The organism is Mycobacterium novum (assembly GCF_010726505.1).
Lineage (GTDB): Bacteria > Actinomycetota > Actinomycetes > Mycobacteriales > Mycobacteriaceae > Mycobacterium > Mycobacterium algericum.
The window spans coordinates 3283494-3302603 of record NZ_AP022562.1 but is presented as its reverse complement, the minus strand read 5'-3'; the positions used below and the strand labels follow the sequence as shown (position 1 = coordinate 3302603).

General features: G+C 69.0%; 14 protein-coding genes and 1 pseudogene. 7 read left to right on the top strand and 8 right to left on the bottom strand.

Annotated features, from left to right (window positions below):
• Positions 1 to 191: 191 nt before the first annotated feature.
• On the top strand, positions 192 to 722 hold the full coding sequence (locus G6N19_RS15375) for an Rv3235 family protein (RefSeq protein WP_049792913.1): 531 nt from the start codon (positions 192 to 194) through the stop codon (positions 720 to 722).
• A 13-nt stretch (positions 723 to 735) separates the two neighbouring features.
• On the opposite strand, the gene secA is transcribed toward G6N19_RS15375, so the two are convergent.
• From secA to G6N19_RS15360, 3 genes are all read right to left on the bottom strand, one after another.
• On the bottom strand, positions 736 to 3522 hold the full coding sequence (gene secA / locus G6N19_RS15370) for a preprotein translocase subunit SecA (protein ID WP_193465246.1): 2787 nt from the start codon (positions 3520 to 3522) through the stop codon (positions 736 to 738).
• 130 nt (positions 3523 to 3652) lie between these two features.
• Positions 3653 to 4369 (bottom strand): ribosome hibernation-promoting factor, HPF/YfiA family, encoded by a 717-nt coding sequence (hpf, locus tag G6N19_RS15365; RefSeq protein WP_193465245.1) that lies wholly within the window; start codon positions 4367 to 4369, stop codon positions 3653 to 3655.
• 145 nt (positions 4370 to 4514) lie between these two features.
• Positions 4515 to 5156, bottom strand: coding sequence for a ComF family protein (locus G6N19_RS15360; protein WP_193466412.1), 642 nt, complete (start codon positions 5154 to 5156; stop codon positions 4515 to 4517).
• Between the two features lie 201 nt (positions 5157 to 5357).
• Between G6N19_RS15360 and G6N19_RS15355 the strand changes: the two genes are divergently transcribed.
• From G6N19_RS15355 to G6N19_RS15345, 3 genes are read left to right on the top strand one after another with little or no spacing between them, the layout of a single operon-like run.
• A complete protein-coding gene (locus tag G6N19_RS15355; RefSeq protein WP_408632507.1) occupies positions 5358 to 7679 on the top strand; it encodes a nitric-oxide reductase large subunit in 2322 nt (773 codons plus the stop codon).
• Positions 7680 to 7684: 5 nt separating this feature from the next.
• Positions 7685 to 8341, top strand: a complete 657-nt coding sequence (locus G6N19_RS15350) for a hypothetical protein (RefSeq protein WP_193465243.1) — start codon at positions 7685 to 7687, stop codon at positions 8339 to 8341.
• Entirely contained in the window at positions 8338 to 9135 is a 798-nt protein-coding gene (locus G6N19_RS15345) for a slipin family protein (RefSeq protein WP_013829905.1), read from the top strand. The genes G6N19_RS15350 and G6N19_RS15345 overlap by 4 nt, the downstream gene beginning before the upstream one ends.
• A gap of 92 nt (positions 9136 to 9227) precedes the next feature.
• Here the strand turns inward: G6N19_RS15345 and G6N19_RS15340 are convergent.
• Positions 9228 to 9395, bottom strand: a pseudogene (locus G6N19_RS15340) (oxidoreductase); the annotation flags it as partial.
• Positions 9396 to 9514: 119 nt separating this feature from the next.
• On the opposite strand from G6N19_RS15340, the gene dosR reads away from it, so the two are divergent.
• Together dosR and G6N19_RS15330 are read left to right on the top strand one after the other, a co-directional pair.
• On the top strand, positions 9515 to 10156 hold the full coding sequence (gene dosR / locus G6N19_RS15335; RefSeq protein ID WP_085085023.1) for a hypoxia response regulator transcription factor DosR/DevR: 642 nt from the start codon (positions 9515 to 9517) through the stop codon (positions 10154 to 10156).
• A complete protein-coding gene (locus G6N19_RS15330) occupies positions 10149 to 11858 on the top strand; it encodes a GAF domain-containing sensor histidine kinase (RefSeq protein WP_193465242.1) in 1710 nt (569 codons plus the stop codon). Before dosR ends, G6N19_RS15330 begins: the two co-directional genes overlap by 8 nt.
• Positions 11859 to 11873: 15 nt before the next feature.
• On the opposite strand, the gene G6N19_RS15325 is transcribed toward G6N19_RS15330, so the two are convergent.
• Positions 11874 to 12962 (bottom strand): Acg family FMN-binding oxidoreductase, encoded by a 1089-nt coding sequence (locus tag G6N19_RS15325; RefSeq protein ID WP_193465241.1) that lies wholly within the window; start codon positions 12960 to 12962, stop codon positions 11874 to 11876.
• Between the two features lie 468 nt (positions 12963 to 13430).
• On the opposite strand from G6N19_RS15325, the gene G6N19_RS15320 reads away from it, so the two are divergent.
• On the top strand, positions 13431 to 14873 hold the full coding sequence (locus G6N19_RS15320) for a WS/DGAT/MGAT family O-acyltransferase (RefSeq protein ID WP_193465240.1): 1443 nt from the start codon (positions 13431 to 13433) through the stop codon (positions 14871 to 14873).
• Positions 14874 to 14900: 27 nt separating this feature from the next.
• Here the strand turns inward: G6N19_RS15320 and lpqB are convergent, their stop codons facing one another.
• The 3 genes from lpqB to mtrA form a co-directional block, all read right to left on the bottom strand.
• Positions 14901 to 16625, bottom strand: a complete 1725-nt coding sequence (lpqB, locus tag G6N19_RS15315) for an MtrAB system accessory lipoprotein LpqB (protein WP_408632506.1) — start codon at positions 16623 to 16625, stop codon at positions 14901 to 14903.
• Positions 16626 to 16663: 38 nt separating this feature from the next.
• Positions 16664 to 18313 (bottom strand): MtrAB system histidine kinase MtrB, encoded by a 1650-nt coding sequence (gene mtrB, locus G6N19_RS15310; protein ID WP_013829914.1) that lies wholly within the window; start codon positions 18311 to 18313, stop codon positions 16664 to 16666.
• A gap of 78 nt (positions 18314 to 18391) precedes the next feature.
• Positions 18392 to 19078, bottom strand: coding sequence for a two-component system response regulator MtrA (mtrA, locus tag G6N19_RS15305; protein WP_013829915.1), 687 nt, complete (start codon positions 19076 to 19078; stop codon positions 18392 to 18394).
• Positions 19079 to 19110: the final 32 nt, after the last annotated feature.

The window sequence follows — 19110 nt, the reverse complement described above, 5'->3', positions numbered from 1 at the left end:
CTGCTGACTCGATTCGGCCTGGCGCGCGACACCCACCGGAACCAGAACCGGAGAAACACTGCCGCTCACGGTAGCCCGCCGCCGCAGCGCAGCGTACCCGGATACGGCCGCGCCGTGATTGTGCGATGATCGCCACACATCCTGCCACTCTCCAGCAGGGCCATCCGTCGGATCGACCGTGGAGAGCTGCCGTGACCGTGGACCCCTCCCCGCCCGTAGGCTCGACCGTCGCCCCGGTGATCGACTACGAGCCACCGGCCCGGGCGGCGACGCCGTGCCGGCCGGCACAACAGTCACCACCGCCCGGGCCCCGGCGCGGACGGGGTCAGCCCCCCGGAGTTCGGCAGGACCGGCCCCCGCGTCACCGGCTGCCGCCACCGTTGCAGTCGGCCGTGGTGTTCGCCGACGCCGCGCTGCGCCGGGTGCTGGAGGTCATCGATGGTCGCCGTTCAGCGGCGCATATGTATCCACTGCTCGCCGCCGGACTCGCCGAGTCGGTGCTGTCGGCGCGCGCAGCGGCGGCGGTCCGTGGCGGGCCGGCGACACTGCAGCGGGTGCGCGCGCGACCGGCCGGATCAGCCGAACCGGCCACGGCCGTCGAGGCGTTCGGCACCTACCGGCGCGGCCGGCGCACCCACGCGCTGGCCTGCCGTATCGAGCGGGTGGCCGCAACCGGACCCGAAAGCACGGCATGGCAGATCGTCGCCCTGCACATCGGCTGAGCGGTCCTTCGGGCTAGCCCTTTCGCGGGGTCTTCGGCTGCCGGGGCCCGCGACCCTCACGGCGGGCCGCTTCGCGCCGCGATCGACGGGACGTCGAATTGTTGGCACCGGCGGGTTGCAGGTCGCGACCGCGCCGCACCTGCGCGGAGCCGTCCTCGTCGGGCCCGGAGTACGTCAGGCCCGCGGTGCCGTCGGCGCCGTCGGCGCCATTGGCACCGTCGACTCCCTTGGCGCGCAAGCCGAACTGCGCCAACCCCTCCGGGGCGTCCACCGGTGCCACCTGCGGCTGGGTGGGCGCGGCCTCGACGGCGACGTTGAACAGGAAGCCGACCGACTCCTCCTTGAGGCCCTCGAGCATGCCGGTGAACATGTCGTAGCCCTCACGCTGGTATTCCACCAGCGGGTCGCGCTGAGCCATCGCCCGCAGCCCAATGCCCTCCTTGAGGTAGTCCATCTCGTAGAGGTGTTCACGCCACTTACGGTCCAGGACGGACAGCAGCACGCCGCGTTCCAGCTCCCGCATGGCCCCGGCACCCGCCTTGCCGTCGACCTCGGCCTCACGTGCGGCGTAAGCGTTCTCAGCGTCGGCGATCAGCGCCTCCAGCAGTTCCTCGCGGGTCAGGTCGTCGGCCTCGCCGACGTCGGCGGCGTGCAGCAGTTCGTGATAGTCGATGCCCACCGGGTACAGCGTCTTCAGCGCGGTCCACAACTGCTCCAGGTCCCAGTCCTCGGCGTAGCCCTCGGACGTGGCGCCGTTGACGTAGGCGGTGATCACGTCGACGAGCATGTCGTGGGCCTGCTCGGCCAGGTTCTCGCCGTCGAGGATGCGCCGGCGCTCGGCGTAGATCACCTTGCGCTGCTGGTTCATCACCTCGTCGTACTTCAGCACGTTCTTGCGGATCTCGAAGTTCTGCTGCTCGACCTGGGTCTGGGCGCTCTTGATCGCCCGGTTGACCATCTTGGCCTCGATCGGCACGTCGTCGGGCAGGTTGAGCCGGGTCAGCAGCGACTCCAGCGCCGCACCGTTGAACCGTCGCATCAACTCGTCGCCCAGCGACAGATAGAACCGCGACTCACCGGGGTCACCCTGCCGGCCGGACCGGCCGCGCAGCTGGTTGTCGATGCGCCGGGACTCGTGCCGCTCGGTGCCCAGCACATAGAGGCCACCGGCCTCGATCACTTCCTTGGCCTCGACGGCCGCCAATGCCTTGATCTCGCTCAGCGTCTCGTCCCAGGCGGCCTCGTACTCCTCCGGTGTCTCGACCGGGTCCAAGCCCTTCCTGCGCAGCCGCTGGTCGGCCAGGAAGTCGACGTTGCCGCCGAGCACGATGTCGGTGCCGCGGCCGGCCATGTTGGTCGCCACGGTGATCGCGCCGCGCCGGCCTGCCTCGGCGATGATGTGCGCCTCGCGCTCGTGCTGCTTGGCGTTGAGCACGTTGTGCGGGATCCGCCGCTTGGTCAGCTGTTTGGACAGGTACTCCGAGCGCTCCACGCTGGTGGTGCCGATCAGCACCGGCTGGCCCTTCTCGTACCGCTCGACGAGGTCGTCGACGACCGCGGCGAATTTGGCCTCCTCGGTCTTGTAGATGAGGTCGATCTGGTCGGTGCGCGCCATCGGCTTGTTGGTCGGGATCGGCACCACGCCCAGTTTGTAGATCTCGTGCAGCTCGGCGGCCTCGGTCTCGGCGGTGCCGGTCATCCCGGCGAGTTTGTCGTAGAGCCGGAAGTAGTTCTGCAGGGTGATGGTGGCCAGCGTCTGGTTCTCGGCCTTGATCTCCACCTGCTCCTTGGCCTCGATGGCCTGGTGCATGCCCTCGTTGTAGCGCCGTCCCACCAGCACCCGGCCGGTGAACTCGTCGACGATGAAGACTTCGCCGTTGCGGACGATGTAGTCCTTGTCGCGGTTGAACAGCTCCTTGGCCTTCAGGGCGTTGTTGAGGTAGCTGACCAGCGGCGAGTTGGCCGCCTCATAGAGGTTGTCGATCCCGAGCTGGTCCTCGACGAACTCCACCCCGAGCTCGTGCACCCCGATGGTGCGCTTGCGCAGGTCGACTTCGTAGTGGACGTCCTTCTCCATCAACGGCACGATCCGGGCGAACTCGGTGTACCAATTGGAGCTGCCGTCGGCCGGCCCGGAGATGATCAGCGGGGTGCGGGCCTCGTCGATCAGGATGGAGTCGACCTCGTCGACGATGGCGAAGTTGTGCGGGCGCTGCACCAGCTGGTCCAGCGAATGCGCCATGTTGTCACGCAGGTAGTCGAAGCCGAACTCGTTGTTGGTGCCGTAGGTGACGTCGGCGTTGTAGGCGACCCGCCGCTCGTCGGGGGTCATCGCCGACAGGATCACCCCGACCTCCAGGCCCAGGAACCGGTGCACCCGGCCCATCCACTCGCTGTCGCGTTTGGCCAGGTAGTCGTTAACGGTGACGACGTGCACGCCCTTGCCGGCGATCGCGTTGAGGTAGGCCGGAAGCACACAGGTCAGGGTCTTGCCCTCACCGGTCTTCATCTCGGCGACATTGCCGTAGTGCAGCGCGGCGCCGCCCATCAGCTGGACGTGGAACGGCCGCTGGGTCAGCACCCGCCAGGCCGCCTCGCGGGCCACCGCGAACGCCTCCGGCAGCAGGTCATCAAGGGATTCGCCGGCTTGGTGCCGCTCCCGGAACTCGTCGGTCTTGGCCCGCAGTTCGGCGTCGGTGAGGGCCTCGGCATCATCGGACAGCGTGTCGATGTAGTCGGCGACCTTCCTGAGCCGTTTGACCATCCGGCCTTCACCAAAACGCAGCAACTTGGACAGCACGGCTGGTCCCCTACTCAGTCTTCGTCTATTACGAGCGTCACCCATGGTAGGTGACGCCGCTGCGCAGCCCGGTTTTGCCGCGGCCGAGCAGTGTCGGGACGGCTTCTCCGCGGCGCCGGTCGGGGCGGCGTCAGACCAATCGGATCAGGCCGTAGTCGTAGGCGTGGCGGCGGTAGACCACCGACGGCTGGTCGGTCTCCTTGTCGTGGAACAGGAAGAAGTCGTGGCCGACCAGTTCCATCTCATACAGCGCGTCGTCGACCGACATCGGCGTGGCGGTGTGCTCCTTGGTGCGCACTATCCGGCCCGGCTCGTGATCGTGGCCGTGCCCGTCAAAGGGACGGCTGTGCGCGGAGCCGTCCCGGTCCGGTTCGGCGGTGCCGTCCCGGTTGAACGCCGTGGCCAGGAACTCCGGGTCCAGCGTCGTCGCCCCGGTCGCCTCGGCCACCGACAACGGCGTCTTGTCGCCGTAGGAGACGTTGCGGCGGTCCTTGTGGCGGCGAAGCCGGCCCTCCAGTCGGTCGATCGCGGCCTCGAACGCGGCGTAGAAGCTGTCGGCGCGGGCCTCGCCGCGGATCACCGGCCCGCGACCGTGCGCGGTGATGTCGATCTGCTGGCAGGACTTTCGCTGCCGGCGGTTGTTGGCGTGTTTGAGCTCGACGTCGAACAGTCGGATGGAGCGGTCCAGCCGCTCCAGCCGGGCCAGTTTCTGCGCGACATAGACCCGGAAGTGGTCCGGTATCTCCACGTTGCGGCCCTTGACCACGATCTCCGCGCCGGTCGACTGCTCCTGGCTGTCGTCGACGTCGACCTGCGTACGGCTGGTTTCCACGAATTGACTTGCCATACTCGACACTCTTTTCTCGTCGTCTCGACCACGTAGTGCTGCGCCTCTACGGTCCAGCGAACCCCTTGATGACGACCGTAGCCATGCCGCCGGATACGTGCCACCGGTTTGACGGACCCGTTGCCGGTTGGTTGCCGCAGCGGCATCAGGCGGCGGCGATCACCAGCGCGGCGATCACCCGAGCGCCCCCGGCGCGCAGCACCCGCGCCGACTCGGCCAGGGTGGCGCCGGTGGTGACGACGTCGTCGACGATCACGACGTCACCGCCGGCGGCGGGCAGCCGGCGGCGGTTCAGCAGCACCCGGCCGGCGATGTTGCGTTCCCGGGCGCCACTGCCCAGCCCGACCGAGTCGCGGGTCAGCGCCCGCATCCGCAGCGCGGGCACCACCGTCATCCCGGGCTGTCGCGCCGTGGCCGCGGCCGCCACCCGTCCGATCGGGTCACCGCCGCGGCGGCGGGCGGCGCTGCGCCGGGTGGGTGCGGGAATCAGCGTCAGCGGCAGGTCGACCATCCGCCAGCACACCAGCCGGTGCAGCGCCTCGGCCAGCGTCGATGCCAACGGTGTGATCAGGTCGGTGCGCCCGTGTTCCTTCAGCGCGACGATCGCCGCCCGGCGGGCTCCGGCATAGCGGCCCAGCGCGAACACCGGCACCTGCGGGTCCAGCCGCGGACTCACCAGCCGCGGCTCGTCGTCCCCGATGGCCAGCTGCGCCGCGCAACCGGGACACCATCGGGTCGCCGGGGCGCCGCAGCCACCACACTGCCGGGGCAGCACGAGGTCGAGCACAACGGTGAAACTGCCATCGCCCACCGACAACCTGGCCTGCGCCGAGGCGCTACTACGCGATGTCGTATTTCAGTGTCAAGGGGCCTTGGTCAGCAACAATGCTGACGCCGGACCCCAATACCGTGAGGTCCCTAACAGATTCACGAATTTTCCAACCCGATGCTGTTAGCGTCCCCGTCCATGACATCCGAAGCGACACAGATGGGCACGCCGACCAGCGACTCCGGCCGCGCCGAAGCATTGGTCGGCAAAGGCTGGGCCCAGGGGGTGGCCCTGGTGATGATCTTCGGATTCCTGGTGATGGGAATCTTGGCGTACCGCACCTACACCGCATCGATGCCGATGCCGGACAAGGTCGTCACCGAGACCGGCGAGCAGCTGTTCACCGGCGACGACATCACCCGCGGCCAGACGCTGTTCCAGGCCCGCGGACTGATGCAGTACGGCTCGATCCTCGGCCACGGCGCCTACCTCGGCCCGGATTACACCGCCGAATACCTGCGGTTGGCCACCGACAACGTGGCCGGCCAGTTCGAAGCACAGGGCGTACCCAACCCGCACCAGGAAGTGGTCGCGGAGTTCCGGACCAACCGCTACAACGCCGACACTTCCACGCTGGTCTTCACCGACAAACAGGCCCGCGCATTCCACGACATCCAACGCCACTACGCCGAGTACTTCGGTGAGTCCACCACCAAATACGGCCTGCTGCCGGACATGATCACCGACCCGGGCGAGATCCGCGACCTGACCGCGTTCTTCGCCTGGACCGCCTGGGCGGCGGCGGCCGAGCGGCCCGGCCACAGCTATAGCTACACCAACAACTGGCCCTCGGAGCCCCGCGTCGACAACGGCCCCACCGGATCGGTCGTGGTGTGGTCGGTGCTGTCGCTGATCGCGCTGCTCGGCGGCATCGGGATCATGTTCACCATCTACGGCCGGTGGAGCCAGAACATCGGCTGGCACGGCGCCGAGACGACCAAGCTCAGGTTCCGCCAGCCCGGCGAGGTGCCGCTGACCCGCTCGCAGCGCGCCGCGATCTGGATCTTCGCCGTGGTCGCGGTGCTGTTCTTGATCCAAACGCTGCTGGGCGGCGCCGTCGAGCACTACCGCGCGGACCTGGCGGAGTTCTACGGCATCGACCTGGCCAAGCTGCTGCCCTACAACCTGGCCCGCACCTGGCACCTGCAGTTGTCGCTGTTCTGGACCGCGGCGGCGTTCCTGGCCGGCGGGATCTTCCTGGTGCCGTTCATCACCCGCCGCGAGCCCACCAAGCAGTCGTGGCTGGTCTACGGGCTGCTCGGTGCGCTCGCGATCGTGGTCTTCGGATCCATGGCATTCGAGGCGCTGTCGATCTTCGGGATGATCGAGCCCGGCACCGCCCTCTCCCAGCAGTGGGAGTTCCTGGACCTGCCGCGGGTGTTCCAGCTGCTGCTGATCATCGGCCTGTTCTTGTGGATCTTCATCATCTGGCGCGGCATGCGCGCCAAGCTGGCGTCCACCTCGAAGCTCAATCTGCCCTGGGTGTTCTTCTTCACCGGCCTGACCATCCCGGCGTTCTACGCGGTCAGCCTGCTCGCCGGCAGCGAAACACACTTCTCGGTCGCCGACTTCTGGCGGTTCTGGATGGTGCACCTGTGGGTGGAGGACTTCCTGGAGCTGTTCACCACGGCGATGGTGGCCTATCTGTTCGTGCAGCTCGGGGTGGTGCGCGAGCGCGTCGCGCTGCTGGTGATCTTCCTCGACATCATCTTGTACTCCGCCGGCGGTGTGATCGGCACCATGCACCACCTGTACTTCTCCGGCACCCCGGTGGAGCACATGGCCCTGGGCGCGTTCTTCTCGGCCGCCGAGGTCATCCCGCTGACCTTCCTGACCGTGGAGGCGTGGGCGTTCCTGCAGCTGGGCGCTCGCCAGGAGGCCGGCGGCGAGCACAACTTCCCGGCTCGCTGGGCGGTGATGTTCCTGGTCGCGGTCGGGTTCTGGAACTTCCTGGGGGCGGGCATCTTCGGCTTCCTGATCAACCTTCCGGTGGTGTCCTACTACGAGATCGGCACCGCGCTGACCGCCAACCACGCGCACGCGGCGATGTTCGGGGTCTACGGCATGCTCGCGGTGGCGCTGGCGATGTTCGCCTTCCGCTATGTGATCCCGGCGGACAAGTGGCCCAACAAGCTGGCCCGGCTCTCGTTCTGGAGCATGAACATCGGATTGGCCTGGATGGTGTTCGTCACGCTGCTGCCGCTGGGTGTGCTGCAGCTGTTCCACTCGGTCAACGCCGGCTACTTCGAGGCGCGGTCGCTGGGCTACATCACCAAGCCGGGCAACGCCCTGCTGGAGTGGATGCGACTGCCCGGTGACTTGATCGTCATCGTCGGCGGCGTGCTGCCGTTCTGCTGGATCGCCTGGATCGCGTTGCGCAACTTCCGTTCCGGTGAGACGGTCGACGAGTTGCCGGAGCACCCGCTCTACGCCACGGTGACCGTCGGCGCGGATGCTGAAGCTTCCGAAACGCAGAGCTGACGACGATGACGATGCCGGGAGCGTGGGTGTGGCTGATGTCCGGCTACGCCCTGCTCCTGCTCGTCTTCGCGTGGGGCTTCGACGCCATGGCCAGACGGACCTCCGACCGCGCCGCGCAGTGGCGCACCGGCAGGTTCACCTACCACGACGATCACGACGCCTGGAAGTGCCCGGAGGACCAGTGGCTCTGGCCGACGTCGTTCGACCCCGACAACCGGGTGATGCGCTACCGGGCGACGCCGTCGATCTGCAACGCCTGCCCGGTCAAGGACACCTGCACCACGTCGAACCACGGCCGGGAGATCACCCGGCCGGTGGACCCGTGGCCGCATTCGGAGGCGGGCCGGTTCCATCGGGGCATCGCCTGTGCGGTAGCGGGATTCGGGGTGGTCATGCCGCTGGCGACGCTGATCGCCAACCACCGGTCCGGCGACGTCCTGGTGCTGGGTGCGACGATCCTGATCGTGCTGGCCGGCGGTGCCCCACTGGTGCGCCATCTGTGGAACACTCCGTCGAACGCCCCCGCTGAGACACCGGACCGGGCCGGCGGGCAAGCGCAGGTCGAGCAGGTCGAAGCGGCCATCGACCGGTACTCCACCCGGTGGGGCGGTTTCTCGGACAGTTCGTCGACGACCAGGACCAGGAAGGCAGTACGCAAGTGAGTGAAGGGCTCATCACCGTGGTGGTGCTCGTGATCGCGGCGCTGGCCGTGCTGGCCTACTTCTCCATTCGGGTGCTGCCGCAATACGAGCGGGGTGTCGTGTTCCGGGTCGGCCATGCCCGGCCGCTCTACCAGCCCGGTTTGCGGTTTCTGATTCCCGTGGTGGACAAGATGATCCGCGTTGACGAGCGGGTCGTGACGCTCACCATTCCCCCGCAGGAGGTGATCACCCGCGACAACGTTCCCGCCCGGGTGAACGCGGTGGTGATGTTTCAGGTGGTCGATCCGCTCAAAGCGATCCTGGCGGTCGAGAACTACGCGGTGGCCACCTCCCAGATCGCCCAGACCACGCTGCGCTCGCTGTTGGGCCGGGCCGACCTGGACACCCTGCTGGCCCACCGCGACGACCTCAACGCCGACCTGCGCACCATCATCGACAAGCAGACCGAGCCGTGGGGCGTGCAGGTCCGGGTGGTGGAGATCAAGGACGTGGAGATCCCCGAATCGATGCAGCGGGCGATGGCCCGCGAGGCGGAGGCCGAGCGGGAACGCCGGGCGAAGGTCATCAACGCCCGCGGTGAACTGCAGGCATCCGAGGAGCTGAGCCAGGCCGCCGAAACGCTGTCGCGTAACCCGGCGTCGCTGCAACTGCGTTATCTGCAAACCCTTTTGGAACTCGGCGCCGACCAGAACTCGACGGTGGTGTTCCCGCTGCCGGTGGACATCATCACGCCGTTCCTGGGCGGCGCGAGCCAGGCGCTGCGTGCTACCGGACGGGACAGCACAGCCGACTGAGTCGGTTAGCGGCGGTTAGCGGGCCACCATCCCCCGTCGGCGTGGCGGGCCTGCCCGGTGATGAAGCTGCCGGCGTGGCCAGCCGCGGTGTCGACCAGCTGCTGGATCGCCTCGACGTCGCCGAGATGCGTTGCCACCCCGATCGCCTCGGCGCCGGCCAGGCCGTGCGCCACCGACAACCCGATGCCGCGTGTACCTCCCGTCACGATGGCAGTGCGGCCGGTCAGGTCGAACAACGCGTTGAGGGCGGACCGGTCCACTGCGACCTCCTTGTCGGGGAATGCCGAAATCACTTCCGGGCGGTATCGGGGCTTTGTACCCTGTGAATCCGTGGGTTGCGCCGCTACCGTGGTCAGTGCCTGAGCGGAGAGGACGCGTTGTGGTCACAGTCTTTCTGGTCGACGACCACGAGGTGGTGCGCCGCGGCCTGATCGACCTGCTCGGCGCCGATCCCGAGCTCGACGTGGTCGGCGAGGCCGGTTCGGTCGCCGAAGCGCTGGCGCGCATCCCGGCGCTGCGCCCCGACGTGGCGGTGCTCGACGTCCGGCTGCCCGACGGCAACGGCATCGAGCTCTGCCGCGAACTGCTGTCGCGCATGCCGGAGCTGCGGTGCCTGATCCTGACCTCGTTCACCTCCGACGAGGCCATGCTCGACGCCATCCTGGCCGGCGCCAGCGGCTACATCGTCAAGGACATCAAGGGCATGGAGTTGGCCCGTGCCGTCAAAGACGTCGGCGCCGGACGCTCGCTGCTGGACAACCGCGCCGCGGCGGCGCTGATGGCCAAACTGCGTGGCGCCACCGCCAAGCCCGATCCACTGTCCGGGCTCTCGGAACAGGAGCGCACGCTGCTGAGCCTGCTCGCCGAGGGCCTGACCAACAAGCAGATCGCCGACCGGATGTTTTTGGCCGAGAAGACCGTCAAGAACTATGTGTCGCGGCTGCTGGCCAAGCTGGGGATGGAACGGCGGACCCAGGCCGCGGTGTTCGCCACCAAACTCGAGCGCTCCCGGAATGACTGACGACGGACCCGCGGACGGCCCGGACCCGCTGCGCGACACGTTATCTCAGCTGCGGTTGCGTGAGCTGCTGGTCGGTGTCCAGGACCGGGTGGAACAGATCGTAGAGGGCCGCGATCGCCTCGACGGCCTGCTGGCCGCGATGCTGGTGGTCACCTCCGGGTTGGAGCTCGACGCCACGCTGCGCTCCATCGTGCAGACCGCGACCAACCTGGTCGATGCCAAATACGGTGCGCTGGAAGTGCACGACAATGACCGCCGGATGCTGGAGTTCGTCCACGAGGGCATCGACGACGACACGTTCGCGCGGATCGGACGGCTGCCCGAGGGACTGGGCGTGGTGGGCCTGTTGATCGAGGATCCCAAACCGCTGCGGCTCGATGATCTGACCAAACATCCCTCATCGGTGGGATTTCCGTCCGGGCACCCGACCATGCGCACGTTCCTGGGGGTGCCGGTCGGGGTGCGTGACGAGGTCTTCGGCAATCTGTATCTCACCGAGAAGGCCAACGGGCTGCCGTTCAGCGAGGACGACGAGGTGCTGGTGCAGGCACTGGCCGCCGCGGCCGGGATCGCCATCGCCAACGCCCGGTTGTACGCCCAGGCCAAGGCGCGACAGTCCTGGATCGAGTCCACCCGCGACATCGCCACCGAACTGCTGTCCGGAACCGATCCGAGCACCGTGTTCCGGTTGATCGCCGAGGAAGCCGGCAAGCTCACCGGATCGGAGTCGGCGCTGGTCGCCATCCCGCTCGACGACGACACCGTCGAAGCCGAGGTCGACGAGCTTCTGGTGGTCGAAACCATCGGCGCGGTAATGGCTCCCCTCGACGGCGACACCATCCCGGTCGCCGGCAGCTCGGTCGGCGAGGCGTTCTCCCAGCGCAAGCCACGCCAGGTGGCCCGGCTTGCGCTGCCCGGGATCGACGCGACCGGTCCGGCACTGATCCTGCCGTTGCGAGCCGCCGACGCGGTGGCCGGCGTGGTGGTGGTGATGCGCCACGGCACCACCATTCCGTTCAGCGTCGAACAGCTCGACATGATGGCCGCGTTCGCCGACCAGGCCGCGCTGGCCTGGCAGTTGGCCACCTCGCAGCGCCGGATGCACGAACTCGACGTGCTCACCGACCGGGACCGGATCGCCCGCGACCTGCACGACCACGTCATCCAGCGACTGTTCGCCGTCGGGTTGTCGCTGCAGGGCACCATTCCGCGGGCCCGCGACGCCGTGGTGCGGCGCCGGCTGACCGACGCGGTCGACGACATGCAGGAGATCATCGGCGAGATCCGCACCACCATCTTCGACCTGCACGGCACCTCGGCGACGGTGACCCGGCTGCGGCAACGCCTCGACAACGCCGTCGCCCAATTCTCCGGTTCGGGCCTGCACACCACCGTTGCGTTCATCGGCCCGCTGTCGGTGGTCGAACCGGTGCTGGCCGATCACGCCGAGGCGGTGGTCTCCGAGGCCGTCAGCAATGCGGTCCGGCACGCGGGCGCCACCGAGTTGACGGTGCAGATCAAGGTCGAAGACGAGCTGGCCATCGAGGTGGCCGACAACGGCCGCGGGATGCCGGAGGTGGTCACCCCCAGTGGTCTGGCCAACCTGCGACGACGCGCCGAGCAGGCGGGCGGGACGTTCGGCATCGAGGCGGCGCCGGGCGGTGGCACGGTGGTGCGCTGGTCCGCGCCGCTGACGATATAGCCTTCGCCACCGCCGTCAGACACACACCGCGAGGTTCCCGGTTTCGGCGGTGCCGGCCGGACGATCGCCGGCGGTCAGCCATTCGACGGTGTCGTCGAGGAAGCGCCGCGGGGTCGCCGGCAGCGGGTCGGCGTTGATCGGGGCCCAGCCCACCCGCAGCAGCATCTGCGGATAGCCGCTGGTGCCGAAGACGTCGCGGCGCACCGCGGCGCGGGTTTCGGCGATCTCGAGCGGCTCGGTGACCGGGCAGCTGGCCAGCCCCAGCGCCGTCGCGGTCAACAACACCACACTGGTGGCCTCACCGGCACGCAGCTGCGCCAGCCGGTCGTCGTGCTCGGTGCCCAACGCCAGCATCACCGCGCGGTCCTCGGCCGGGCCGGCTCCGGGCGGCTGGGCCAGCAGCGGGTCGGCGAACAGCCGCCCCGGAAGCGGCGCGCCGGTGCTCGGCGCCGGAACACTGCGCGCCGGGACGCCGGCCACCGACCCGTACCGACCGCTCCACCTCGCCAGCTCGGCAAGGTAGTCGTAGTCGGTCCGGTGGGCGAAAACAGCTTGAGCCACCACGGTATTCAGCCGGTCGAGCGCGTCGATTCGGCGCAGCATCACCCCGGCGCGGGCGGCGCGGGCGCCCATCAACGCGATGTCGGCCGCCGCCACCGGCCAGCCGCTGAAGTAGCGGCGATCGGTGCGGCGCCGGGGTATCGCCGCGGCCAATGACACATTCACCTGCTCGGGGACCTGTTCGGGCAGCCGCCCGGGATCGGGCACGAACAGCTCGATCGAGGCCAGGTGGTCGGGGTGGGCCGGATCGGGCAGCCGGTGAACCCGGCAACGCCACCCCAACGCGGCCAGCGCGACCACGCAATGATGCAGCGCCGCACCGCAACTCAGGATCAGACCGCGGCCGTCGGGATCCACGCTGCGCAGGTGCAGATCGGGGTTGGCGAACAGCTCCAGTCGAGGCTGCTGTGTCACCAGCTGCACCTTCCAGCGCCACGGCTGGGAGTTGTGCACCGACGGTGCGCGGGCCGCCAGCTGCAGCGCAGTGCGAACGGTCTCCCGAACGGCCGCGGTGGCCTGGTAGCCAGCAGGCTGTTCGTCCACGGTCCGGGCCCCCTTTCGGCTGTCATGGGCCCGAGCCGAATCGGCGCCGTCTCCGAGCCCGTGACGTTTCCACGATGCCGCTGGGCGGGTGGCCCGCGACAGGGCAGGAAGGCCCTGGCTGCGAAGGACTTTGGGCCACCAGCGGCAGCGGGCTTCGCCTGGCAGAACGCGGTCTGCGGGCTTGGCCAGTTCAGCCACCCAGACGCGACGATTGCGGTGATCCTGGCGGGGCGACTGGCCGATGGCTCCAACGGGTGCCGGGCGGGCACACGCAATGGTGGGCCGGGTGCTCGTCCAGGATCCGTCGACCGCCGAGGCATCCGGTATGCCGGCGCACGCCCTGGGCCAGCCTGCGCGCCGAAGCCCGGTGGATCACGCTGGCAGGCGCTACTCGGGACTTCTGGCTCTGCCGACGCCGACTCATGCGGGCGGATCATAAAGAGCGGACGCAGGCAGGAGGTCCGCATCATGGAGCAACTGACCACACTGGACGCGGGTTTTCTGGAGGCCGAGGACTCCGACCGCCACATCAGCCTGGCGATCGGCGGGCTGGTCATCCTGGAAGGGCCGCCACCGGATTACGCCGCCCTGGTCTCCGCGTTGGGTGCGCGGATCAGCGGCTGCCGGCGGTTCGGCCAGAAACTGCAGGTGCACCCGTTCGACCTGGCGCCGCCGCAGTGGGTGGCCGATCCCGACTTCGACATGGGGCATCACCTGCGGCGGGTCGCGCTGCCGGGCCCGGGCGGCGACGCCGAACTGTTCGGCTTCGTCGCCGACCAGATGGCACGCCGGCTGGACCGGGATCGGCCGCTGTGGCACATCTGGGTGATCGAGGGGCTGACCGGCGACCGGTGGGCCATGCTGGTTAAAGTTCACCACTGTATCGGCGACGGGATCGCGACCTCGCACCTGTTCACCGGGCTCTGCGATGAAGGCGGCGACCTCGGCGGCGGGGTGGCGAGTTTCGCCGGCCACCTTCGGAGCTCGCACGAATCACATTCGGGTGAATGGCATTTCGGACTTCCCGCGGTGAACACCAGCCCTGCGGCCTGGGCCGCCGATCTGTGGAACGTGTCGACCGCGATCAGCGCCGCGGCCCTACGGGCCGCCCGCGGCACCGTCGAACTGTCCGCCGGGCTGCTGCACCAGGGCACCCCCACCTCGTTGAACGGACCGATGAGCGCGCTGCGCCGGTACAGCTCGGCGAAGGTATCGCTCGCCGACGTCCACCAGATCTGTCAGGCATTCGACGTGACCCTCAACGATGTCGCGCTGGCCGGCTTGACCGAGGCCTACCGCGGCATGCTGCACCGCCGCGGCGAACGCCCCCTGCCCGAAACGCTGCGCACGTTGGTGCCGGTGTCCACCCGCGGCGGCGACGCCGTCGACGCGACCGACAACCGGGTGTCGGTGATGCTGCCCTACCTGCCGGTGGAGGAGGACAACCCGGTGCGGCGGCTGAAACTGGTGCACGCGCGGCTGAGCCGAACCAAGCGCACCGGGCAGCGCCAGGCCGGCAGTGCGTTCGTCTCGGCGGCCAACCACATCCCGTTCCCGCTGACCGCATGGGCGGTGCGGCTGTTGACGCGGCTGCCTCAGCAGGGCGTCACCACCATCGCGACCAATGTGCCGGGTCCGTCGCAGACTCTGCACATCATGGGCCGCACCGTGCTCGACGTGCTTCCGGTGCCGCCGATCGCGCTGCAGCTGCGCACCGGGGTGGCGATGCTGAGCTACGCCGAGAGCCTGTTCTTCGGCGTACTGGCCGACTACGACACCATGCCCGACGTCGATGAATTCGCCCGCAGCATCGAGACCGCGGTGGCCCGGCTGGTTGCCGTCGCCAAGCGGCGTAACGCCAGGCGGGAACGTAGCGAACACCGGCAGCCGGTGCTGGTCGTCACCGGGTGAGCGATCCGCCGCAGCGTACCGACGCGATCAGCCCGGCAACACCGGCAGCGCGCCACCGACCATGAACGGGCCCAGCGGCGACCAGCTCTGGTCGTCCTGTGCCCGCGACGACGACAGCGCCAGCACCCCGCGCGGATCGGCCACATAGACCGTGGACGGGTCGGCGACGATCGTCGACACCGGCAGCTGCAGATTGCCGCTGGGCGCATCGGAGTTCACCCCGTCGATGTTGACGTAGGACACCGGGTGCTTGGGATCGGACCGGCTCACCACGATGTCGTCGCCGGTGCGCCAGCTCAGTGACACCACCGAGGAGCCGAGCCCGAAGCCCAGCCGGCGCGGATAGTTCAGCACGAACTGGCCGGCCGCGGTCTGCTCGACGCCGGCCAGGATCACCTGCCCCTCGATCACCATGGCGGCCCGGGTGCCGTCGCGGGACAGCTGCAGCTCGCTGATCGGGCCGGGGAACCGCGCATTGATCGCCCCGGAGTCCACCGGGATCCGGGCCGGGCGGCCCGAGGCCACCTCCTGGATCGCCCGCACCACGTAGTTGCCGTCGACCACCACCCACACCGCTTCGTCCAGCGACCAGCTGGGCCGCGACAGGGTGTGCCCCTCGGCCGCCTGCACCGCCTCACCGCCGAGGTCGCCGATCCACAGCGTGGCCTCGGGGTCGCCGGGATGCACCACCACCGACGCCACCTGACGCCCGTTGCGGGACAACGCGGCCGCCTGCTGGTCGGGTTCGCGGCCGAACGCCCCGGGCACCCGGTTGGCCTGCTGGCCGTCGAGGACCAGCAGCGAACCGCCCACCAGGGCGTGGATCCCGGCGCCGGCACCGTCGGAGGCGCCCGGGTCGGTGGTGGCCACATCGGAGGTCGTCCAGCCGTCGGGGAACCGGTCGTCGAGCGCCGCGCCGTCGGCGTTGATCACATACGGCCCCTTGATGTCCGCCCGGGCCAGCGTCCAGATCAGTTGGGCGGCAAGCAGTTGCCTGCTGTTGGGGTCGGTGGTCGAGAGGCTGTCCAGGTCGATCTTCGCGCCGCCGTAGCCCCGGCCCACCCCGCTCTTGCCACCGTCTGCGCGGGTCACCGGCCCGCGCAACCGCAACGGCGCCGCCAGCAGGTTGCGCACCCCGGCCATCTCCGGACGGGGGCCGGCGATCAGTTTGGACACCAACTCCGTCGCCAACTGGTCCGGGTCGGACACCGCCACGTACCGGGGGTCGGGAACCACCGTCTTGCCGGTGGGGTCCACGAAATACAGCGTGTTGCGCTTGTAGGTGGCCTGAAACTGCTGCCAGTCCAAAAAGACTCCGTTGGGCAGCCGGTCGATGCGCCAGCCATCGGAGGTCTTGAGCAGCTCGATCGGCTCCGGGGAGGGCAGTGCCCCCTCGGCGGTCTCGAAAACCCCCATGTCCGATAGCGAACCCAGCATGTCGGCTCGCATGGTGACCGCGACCCGGTCGGCGCTGCGGGTTTCGACGAACACCACGTTGTCGATCAGCAGCGCGCTGCCGGCGTCGTCCCAGGCGTCCGACGCCGACTGGGTGAGGAACTGCCGCGCGGCACGGTGTCGGTTGGCCGGATCGGCTGTCGCCTTGAGGAACTCGCGCAGCAGCACGTCAGGGTCCATCCCCGGGGTGGGTTTGGGCAGCACCGACGGCGGTGGCGCCTGCACCGTGCCGATCGCCTGCGGCGCCGAGTTGCTGGGCACCCCGGCGCAGCCCGCCAACACGAGCACCGCGTTCATCAGGGCGACCAGCAACGCCACCGGAGTCCGCCGGCGCATCACCCGCTCCGTTCAGCATGTTCACGCGCCCGCTGCCGGCGCTCCCGGCGCTCGGCGGCGCTCACCGGTTTCATCGGCAGCGGGCTGGTGGTGACCTTGTGGCCGCGGACCAGCGGCAGCGTGAGCCGGAAGCAGGCGCCCTTGCCGGGTTCGCCCCAGGCCTCCAGCCGGCCCTGGTGCAGTCGGGCGTCCTCGACACTGATCGCCAACCCCAGCCCGGTGCCCCCGGAGCGGCGTACCCGCGACGGGTCGGCGCGCCAGAACCGGCTGAACACCAGCTTCTCCTCCCCCGGCCGCAATCCGACCCCGTGATCGCGCACGGTGACCGCGACGGTGTCCGCGTCGGCGCCCATCCGGATCACCACCGGCTTGTGCTCGGCGTGGTCGATGGCGTTGGCGATCAGATTGCGCAGAATCCGTTCCACCCGTCGCGGATCGACCTCGGCGATCACCGGGTCGCCCGGCACGTTCACCCGGAGTTCGACGCCGGCCTCGGCGGCCAGATGACCGACGTTGTCCAGCGCGCTGTTGACCGTCGAGCGCAGGTCCACCGACTCCACCGACAGTTCGGCCACACCGGCGTCGTGCCGGGAGATCTCCAGCAGGTCGTTGAGCAGCGACTCGAACCGGTCGAGCTCGCTGACCAGCAGCTCGGTGGACCGCCGCAGCGAGGGCTCCAGGTCTTCGCTGTGATCGTGGATCAGGTCGGCCGCCATCCGCACCGTGGTCAGCGGGGTCCGCAGCTCGTGGCTGACGTCGGAGGTGAACCGGCGCTGCAGGTTGCCGAACTCCTCGAGCTGGGTGATCTGGCGCGACAGGCTCTCGGCCATGTCGTTGAACGACACCGCCAGCCGGGCCATGTCGTCTTCGCCGCGCACCGGCATCCGTTCGGACAGGTGCCCCTCGGCGAACCGTTCGGCGATCCGCGAGGCCGATCGCACCGGCAGCACCACCTGGCGCGACACCAGCAGCGCGATTCCCGCCAGCAGCACCAGCAACACCAGGCCGCCGGTGGCGATGGTGCCGCGCACCATCGAGATAGTGTTGCGCTCGCTGCCCAGCGGATAGATCAGGTAGAGCTCCAGGTTGGTGATCCGCGAGGTGGTCGGTGTCCCGATCACCAGCGCCGGGCCGGAGAACCCCTCCACGTGCACGGTGGCGTACTGGTAGCTGACCTGACCGGCCTTGACGAATTCGCGCAGTGCGGCCGGTACCTGATCCACCGGCCCGGCGCTGGTCGCCGCACGCGGGCCCTCGCCGAGCACCACCAGCACCGCGTCGAACGCGCCGGCGGTTCCGCTGCCGGATGCCGGGTCGGTCTTGCTCATCAGCGTGTTGCGGGCCAGTTGCAGGCTCGAGGTCAGCGACCGGGCCTCCTCACCGCCGACGATGCCGCCGGCCGTGATGCGGGCCCGCTCGATCTGTTCGGTGGCCGCCCGGACCTTGACGTCGAGCACCCGGTCGGTGATCTGACTGGTCAGCACGAAGCCGAGTGCCAGGATGACCGCAGCCGACAGCCCCATCGTCAGCACCACGACCCGCAGCTGCAGCGACCGGCGCCAGGCGATCTGCACCGCGCGGCGCAGCGTGTTCACGCCGAGCAGCAGCGGACCCGACCGCCGGGGGCGCCGTCTGGAGCTGAAGATCATTGGCGCTTCTCCTCAGCCTCGCTGGCGCTCGGCATCGTCGAAGACGCGGAGATCACTGGCGCCGCACCCCGGGGGGGATCACGGAGGTCCGGCCTTGTAACCCACTCCTCGAACGGTCAGCACCACGGTCGGATTCTCCGGGTCTTGCTCTACTTTGGCCCGCAGGCGCTGGACGTGCACGTTCACCAGCCGGGTGTCGGCCGGGTGCCGGTATCCCCAGACCTGTTCGAGGAGCACCTCCCGAGTAAACACCTGGCGGGGTTTGCGTGCCAGCGCCACCAGCAGGTCGAATTCCAGCGGCGTCAGGGAGATCTGCTCACCGCCGCGGCTGACCTTGTGTGCCGGCACGTCGATGTCGATGTCGGCGATCGAGAGCATCTCGGCCGGCTCGTCGTCGTTGCGGCGCAGCCGCGCGCGCACCCGGGCGACCAGCTCCTTGGGCTTGAACGGCTTCATGATGTAGTCGTCGGCACCCGACTCCAGCCCGAGCACCACGTCGACGGTGTCGGTCTTGGCGGTGAGCATCACGATCGGCACCCCGGAGTCCTTGCGCAGCACCCGGCACACGTCGATGCCGTTCATGCCGGGCAGCATCAGGTCCAGCAGCACTAGATCGGGCCGCAGCTCGTGCACCGCGGTGAGCGCCTGGGTGCCGTCGCCGACGACCGCGGTGTCGAAACCCTCCCCGCGCAGCACGATGGTGAGCATCTCGGCCAGCGAAGCGTCGTCATCGACGACGAGAATCCTTTGCCTCATGGCGTACATGGTGTCACCAGATCGAGATAAAACCCTGCTAC

Coding starts and splice junctions, on each gene's coding strand:
- G6N19_RS15330 (WP_193465242.1), top strand. CDS start 10,149: ATGACTGACGACGGACCCGCGGACGGCCCGGACCCGCTGCGCGACACG.
- G6N19_RS15355 (WP_408632507.1), top strand. CDS start 5,358: ATGGGCACGCCGACCAGCGACTCCGGCCGCGCCGAAGCATTGGTCGGC.
- lpqB (WP_408632506.1), bottom strand. CDS start 16,625: ATGAACGCGGTGCTCGTGTTGGCGGGCTGCGCCGGGGTGCCCAGCAAC.
- mtrA (WP_013829915.1), bottom strand. CDS start 19,078: ATGTACGCCATGAGGCAAAGGATTCTCGTCGTCGATGACGACGCTTCG.
- G6N19_RS15350 (WP_193465243.1), top strand. CDS start 7,685: ATGACGATGCCGGGAGCGTGGGTGTGGCTGATGTCCGGCTACGCCCTG.
- G6N19_RS15320 (WP_193465240.1), top strand. CDS start 13,431: ATGGAGCAACTGACCACACTGGACGCGGGTTTTCTGGAGGCCGAGGAC.
- hpf (WP_193465245.1), bottom strand. CDS start 4,369: ATGGCAAGTCAATTCGTGGAAACCAGCCGTACGCAGGTCGACGTCGAC.
- mtrB (WP_013829914.1), bottom strand. CDS start 18,313: ATGATCTTCAGCTCCAGACGGCGCCCCCGGCGGTCGGGTCCGCTGCTG.